This window comes from Paenibacillus darwinianus, assembly GCF_000598065.1.
Classification (GTDB): domain Bacteria; phylum Bacillota; class Bacilli; order Paenibacillales; family Paenibacillaceae; genus Paenibacillus_I; species Paenibacillus_I darwinianus.
The window spans coordinates 1-5769 of record NZ_KK082134.1; the positions used below are offsets into that span (position 1 = coordinate 1).

Genomic DNA, 5769 nt, shown 5'->3' on the forward strand with positions numbered 1-5769 from the left:
TGATCGTCCGCCGTCTCGCCGTCGCCGTCTGATTGCCCTTGGTCGTCCGCTGTCTCGCCGTCGCCGTCCGATTGCCCCTGATCGTCCGCCGTCTCGCCGTCGCCGTCCGATTGTACTACCGGCGCATTATTCGCCGCAAACGCCGAGCTGATTACCGAGCCTGCAACAACGGTCAGCGCCATGATCAGAAGTGCACTCCACAGCCATTTCTTTTTCATCTTTATACCTCCTCGTTGATTGGTGTGCCTTGTTTCCTATCTAACTATACCTTCAGGCAAATGGGACCGACCTTAGAGCCCTATTAGAATTTGATGAGAAAGTTCGAGATGACGGCAAGAAGCCCCGATCGGCTGATCGGAGCTTCTTGCGCTCTATGCGGAGCTACAGAATTTCCCGCGCGGTGATATACCTGTTCAACCAGTAAGGCCTTCTCCACGTGGTGACGGTAACCCCCGGGGGCGATTTATACGTGTTAAGCATTTTGCCGTTTCCGATATCCATGCCTACATGCCCGACACGATTATCGGAATACCGGTCCCGCCGGAAAAAAATCAAATCTCCCGGTTCAATCTCGCTGCGCGTCAAGCTTCTTCCCCTTCTTGCCTGTGTTCTGCTCGTTCTGGGCAAACGCACCCCATTCTTTCCAAAAATATATTGCAGGTAAGAAGAGCAATCAAATCTTTTACTCGCGGGATATGGTGCAGCCCCGAATTTGTAAGGCGTCCCGCGCAGACTGCTGCCTAACTTAATAATTGCCGGCGCTAGCTCGGGTTCCTGCTTGATTTTCGCTCGAGAGCGGGAGGATGGTCTGGCGGTATCCATCGGATCAAACGGAATCATCGGAATAATGACTTTCGTGCCTGATGGAATCGGTTCTCTGAGGTTCCGGTTCACGGCCTTCAGTCGGACTGTGGTTGTATTTAAAAGTCTGGATAGACTTCTCAACGTGTCCCCTGCAAGCGTTATGAACATACGTCCCGGCTGCCTGATGCATACCCTTTTGGCCTTGAGGTTTAAGATAGTGTCCACGTTAAATATACGGTTGATCGAACGCAGGCTCAAAAATCGGCATTTTTGAAACCAAACGACAGGATCGATCCGAAAGGTTGTCGCTTCCCTTCGCACCAGCGATCCATTTCTCGGTAACGTGATAAGTTCGGAGCCGTCCGTGATTGAGAAGCTGGTCTTATTGGACCGCAGAATGTCGTACTCAAGTATTTCCAATACATCCTTTACCGGCAAGTAATGAAGGCCGTTCCTCGTCAGCAGCCGAATATTGCTCGATACTCTCCGCGATCTTACGAAATAATCTTTTTGAAACAATACAATTTTAACGCTCTGAGCCACAAATGCCATTAAATCCGCACCATCCTTCCTTTCCGTTTCCCCTATTATATTCACGGCCGTGCTCAGACGTTTACTACACGAAAGATCTCTATACAGACAAAAATGCTTCTCAACAAGTCCGACTCGAACTCGTGAGAAGCATTTTTTATTGCAACTGGTCAAAATGTGGTCAAATGACGTTGTCTACCTTGAAATTCCTTGCTACACAAGGGATCTCAGGTTAGCTTACATCATGCCGCCCATGCCACCCATACCGCCCATGCCGCCCATATCAGGCATGCCTGGCTTGTCTTTCTCCGGCTTGTCGGCGACAACCGCTTCGGTCGTCAGGAACATAGCCGCAACGGAAGCTGCGTTCTGCAGGGCGGAACGCGTAACCTTCGCAGGGTCGACGATACCCGACTCAAACATGTTGACCCACTCGCCGGTAGCGGCGTTGTAGCCGATTCCGACTTTCTCGTTCTTCAGGCGTTCCACGATAACGGAACCTTCCTGACCCGCGTTCGCCGCAATCGTGCGAACCGGCTCTTCCAGCGCGCGCAGAACGATGTTGACGCCAGTTTGCTCGTCGCCATTCGTTTCAACCGATTGTACGGCTTTGTACACGTTCACCAGCGCTACGCCGCCGCCGGAGACGATGCCCTCTTCAACCGCAGCGCGGGTGGAGTTCAGGGCGTCTTCGATGCGCAGCTTGCGCTCTTTCAGTTCGGTCTCGGTTGCAGCGCCGACTTTGATTACCGCTACGCCGCCGGCCAATTTAGCCAGACGCTCTTGCAGTTTCTCACGGTCGAACTCGGAAGTGGTCTCCTCCAGCTGCGTTTTGATTTGGTTGACGCGCGCCAGGATGTCGGCGCTGTTGCCGTTGCCGTCAACAACGATCGTGTTTTCCTTCGTCACGCGGACCTGGCGGGCGGAACCGAGCTGGTCTACCGTCGTGCTCTTCAATTCTAGGCCCAGCTCTTCGGTGATCACTTGACCGCCGGTAAGAGCGGCGATATCCTGCAGCATCGCTTTGCGGCGGTCGCCGAAGCCCGGAGCTTTAACGCCTACGCAAGTGAATGTGCCGCGGAGTTTGTTGACCACCAGCGTAGCGAGTGCTTCGCCTTCGATGTCTTCCGCAATGATCAGCAGCTGCTTGCCGGATTGAACGACCTTCTCCAGCACAGGCAGAATCTCCTGGATGTTCGTGATTTTCTTATCGGTGATCAGGATGTAAGGGTTGTCGAGCACCGCTTCCATCTTGTCCGTATCCGTAATCATGTACGGGGAGATGTAGCCGCGGTCGAACTGCATGCCCTCTACGACTTCAAGCTCGGTAACGAAGCCCTTCGATTCTTCAACCGTGATAACGCCCTCGTTGCCGACTTTCTCCATTGCTTCGGCAATCAGTTGGCCGACTTCGTCGTCAGCGGAGGAAATGGAAGCGACCTGCGCGATCGATTGCTTGCCCTCGATCGGCTTCGCGATGTTTTTCAGCTCTTCGACTGCCGCTTTGACGGCTTTCTCGATGCCTTTGCGGATAACCATCGGGTTTGCGCCGGCCGTTACGTTCTTCAGGCCTTCGCGGATCATCGCTTGCGCCAGAACGGTAGCCGTCGTCGTGCCGTCGCCGGCAACGTCGTTTGTTTTCGTCGCTACTTCTTTAACGAGCTGAGCACCCATGTTCTCGAACGCGTCTTCCAGCTCGATTTCCTTTGCGATCGACACGCCGTCATTCGTGATCAGCGGGCTTCCGAATTTTTTCTCCAATACGACGTTGCGGCCTTTCGGTCCGAGCGTCACTTTTACCGCGTTGGCAAGAGCGTCCACACCGCGCAGCATCGCGCGGCGAGCGTCTTCGCTAAACTTGATTTCCTTTGCCATTGTCGATAGTACCTCCTTATATTTCGTTCCCGTTTCGCTTGCTCATGTACAATGCTCGCTTGACTTGCGAAAAGCGTCATTTGGCTGCTGCTGTATGTCGGGCATGCGGCCGCCGGCCGCATTTCTGTGTCGGTCCGTTCGGATTAACCGAAGATCGCGTGAATGTCGCTTTCCTTCATAATCAAATACTCTTTACCTTCGTATTTGATCTCCGTTCCTGCGTATTTGGAGAACAGAACGCGGTCGCCTTCCTTCACTTCCAGCGGAATGCGTGCGCCGTCTTTCAGAGTGCCGCTGCCTACAGCAACCACTTTGCCTTCTTGCGGCTTTTCTTTCGCCGTGTCCGGCAGCACGATGCCGCTTGCGGTTGTCTCCTCTTTCGCGATGGGTTCGATCAGAACGCGTTCACCCAAAGGTTTGATCATGAAAAATAGCCTCCTTCGTTTTATATGCTTGTTAGCACTCGACACCGTCTAGTGCTAATAACCATTTTTATAATACTCAACTTGCACGGCGATTGCAAGTCTTTTTCGACCATTTTGGATGAATTTTTAGTGAAGGGCGGCGGCGGGAGAAACCCGGCGTCCATGCGAAAAGCCCGATATTCGCCAGCAGCAGGCAAATAATCGGGCTTTTCCAAAATCCGGTACCTGGGATTAAACGCCGCCTAATTCTTCTTCCAGCGCCGCCCGCTCCGCGAGCCGTTTGCGGTAAACGGTCACCGACAGATAGACGCTGAATTCGTAGAGCAGGATAAGCGGCAGGGCGACGAGAAGGTCGGAGACGAAATCCGGCGGCGTCACCAGCACGCCTATGAAGACGAGCAGGAAATACGCGAGCCGCCGCATTTTCCGCAGCCGCATCGGATTGAGAATCCCGATTCGCGTCAGAAACATGATCAGAATCGGAAGCTCGAACAGCAATGAGATCGGGATGAGAATATTGAACATGAACGAGAAGTATTGAATGACGCCGAACGTTTCCTCCAGACCGAGTCGCGCGGTAACCTCCCTGGTAAATTGAAATGCCAGCGGAAATACGACAAAATACGAAAAAGCCAGCCCCGCCAAAAACATCAGCAGCGCAAACGGCACGTATTTGAGCGTCGCGACCTGCTCGCGTGCAGCAAGTCCGGGCTTGACGAAGGCCCACAGCTGATAAAAGGCGAACGGCAGCACCGGGATCAACGCGATCACAAGCGCAAACTTCATATACATCCCAATGCCGTCCCACAAGGAGAGCGCATGCAGCTGCAGTCCGTCAGCCGGCTCCACACTCATCAAATAATCGTATGCGGGCTCAGCCAGAAACAACCCGGCAACCAGCCCGACCATCAAAACAATCATGATGGTGATCAGCCGTTTGCGCAGCTCGCCGATATGCTCCATCATCGACATCAGCTTGTGCGCATCCAAGCCCGACTGCCGCGTTTTCTCCTCGCTTGCGGAACGTCCGCTATCGCTCGCCATACCGGCTCCCCCTTCCAGATTCGTTACCGTCCACAAAAAAAGCGTATTCCGGTCAATCCGGAAGCCGCTTGGAATTGCGCTCATCGTCGTCGTTCTCGGCACGGCTGACGTCGACGCGTTTCTTGTCGTTCTTCTCGTCGTCTTCCATCATGTCCCTTGCGCCGTTCTTGAACTCCCGCAGCGTGCGCCCGAACGCTCTTCCGAGCTCAGGCAACTTACTGGGTCCGAAAAGCAATAAGGCGATCAGCACCAGCAGGATAAATCCCGTCACTCCGATATTTGGCATGCTTTCCTAACCTCCTTCGCCCAAATCAACAATTATGAAGTCCGCCGTATCCCATCGAAACGATATCCTCTTTCCTAATGATATCACCTGCAAGGATGCGAGGTAAAAGAACGTCAAAGGAGGTGTACGGGTCATGCATGACGCAGCCCGGCAAACCAACAATTGGAACGCCCTTCAAATAACCCATCAACAGCATCGAGCCGGGCAGCATCGGCGTGCCGTAGCTGACGATGTCGGCTCCCGCCGCCTGAATCGCACCTGGCGTACGGTCGTCCGGATCGACGGACATGCCGCCGGTTATGAGAATCATATCATACCCTTGGCCGTGCAAATAGCCGATTTCATTGACGATTGTTTGTCGATCATCGGGCGCAAATCGCTGTTCGGCAACTTCCGAGCCGAATGATTCCAGCTTCGCGCGCACAGCCGGGCCGAATTTGTCGGCTATACGTCCGCTGTATACTTCGCCGCCCGTCGTCAGCAGTCCGGCGCGCATGGTGCGGAGCGGCCGAACCCGCAACGGCGGTCTGCCGTTGTTCCGGATCCACTCCGCAGCGGCTAATTCGACGGCCTCCACCTTCGCTTTGTCCACATACAGCGGAATGACGCGCGTCGCGGCGACGGCGGAGCCGGGACGAACAACCGCATGGTTGCGTACCGTGGCCAGCGCGATTTCGTCAAGGCCGTTAATCCGATTAACCAGCTCCGCATCGACTTCGGCCAGACCGAGCCGGTCCGACTTAAGCGACACCTTGCCCTCATGCGGCTCGCCGTAAGCAAGTCCTTCCCCCGCCAGAGCGGCGG

The 5769-nt window shown here is 54.4% G+C and carries 7 protein-coding genes; all 7 read right to left on the reverse strand.

From position 1 onward, the window contains the following. Positions 1 to 218: hypothetical protein (locus BG52_RS02710; RefSeq protein ID WP_036666802.1), on the reverse strand; the 218-nt coding region annotated here is incomplete at its 3' end. Between the two features lie 163 nt (positions 219 to 381). Beyond that, positions 382 to 1356, reverse strand: a complete 975-nt coding sequence (locus BG52_RS02715) for a C40 family peptidase (protein WP_036579817.1) — start codon at positions 1354 to 1356, stop codon at positions 382 to 384. 216 nt (positions 1357 to 1572) lie between these two features. Then, on the reverse strand, positions 1573 to 3210 hold the full coding sequence (gene groL, locus BG52_RS02720; RefSeq protein ID WP_036579820.1) for a chaperonin GroEL: 1638 nt from the start codon (positions 3208 to 3210) through the stop codon (positions 1573 to 1575). Positions 3211 to 3353: 143 nt separating this feature from the next. Next, the gene (gene groES, locus BG52_RS02725; protein ID WP_036579822.1) at positions 3354 to 3635 is read right to left on the reverse strand and encodes a co-chaperone GroES; all 282 of its coding nucleotides are present in this window, start codon (positions 3633 to 3635) and stop codon (positions 3354 to 3356) included. Positions 3636 to 3866: 231 nt separating this feature from the next. Further along, the gene (tatC, locus tag BG52_RS02730; RefSeq protein WP_036579921.1) at positions 3867 to 4607 is read right to left on the reverse strand and encodes a twin-arginine translocase subunit TatC; all 741 of its coding nucleotides are present in this window, start codon (positions 4605 to 4607) and stop codon (positions 3867 to 3869) included. A gap of 124 nt (positions 4608 to 4731) precedes the next feature. After that, a complete protein-coding gene (locus tag BG52_RS02735; RefSeq protein ID WP_036579823.1) occupies positions 4732 to 4965 on the reverse strand; it encodes a twin-arginine translocase TatA/TatE family subunit in 234 nt (77 codons plus the stop codon). Between the two features lie 25 nt (positions 4966 to 4990). After that, the coding region (locus BG52_RS02740; RefSeq protein WP_051602276.1) for a molybdopterin-binding protein at positions 4991 to 5769 on the reverse strand (779 nt) is incomplete at its 5' end.

Coding starts and splice junctions, on each gene's coding strand:
- groL (WP_036579820.1), bottom strand. CDS start 3,210: ATGGCAAAGGAAATCAAGTTTAGCGAAGACGCTCGCCGCGCGATGCTG.
- BG52_RS02715 (WP_036579817.1), bottom strand. CDS start 1,356: ATGGCATTTGTGGCTCAGAGCGTTAAAATTGTATTGTTTCAAAAAGAT.
- tatC (WP_036579921.1), bottom strand. CDS start 4,607: ATGTCGATGATGGAGCATATCGGCGAGCTGCGCAAACGGCTGATCACC.
- BG52_RS02735 (WP_036579823.1), bottom strand. CDS start 4,965: ATGCCAAATATCGGAGTGACGGGATTTATCCTGCTGGTGCTGATCGCC.
- groES (WP_036579822.1), bottom strand. CDS start 3,635: ATGATCAAACCTTTGGGTGAACGCGTTCTGATCGAACCCATCGCGAAA.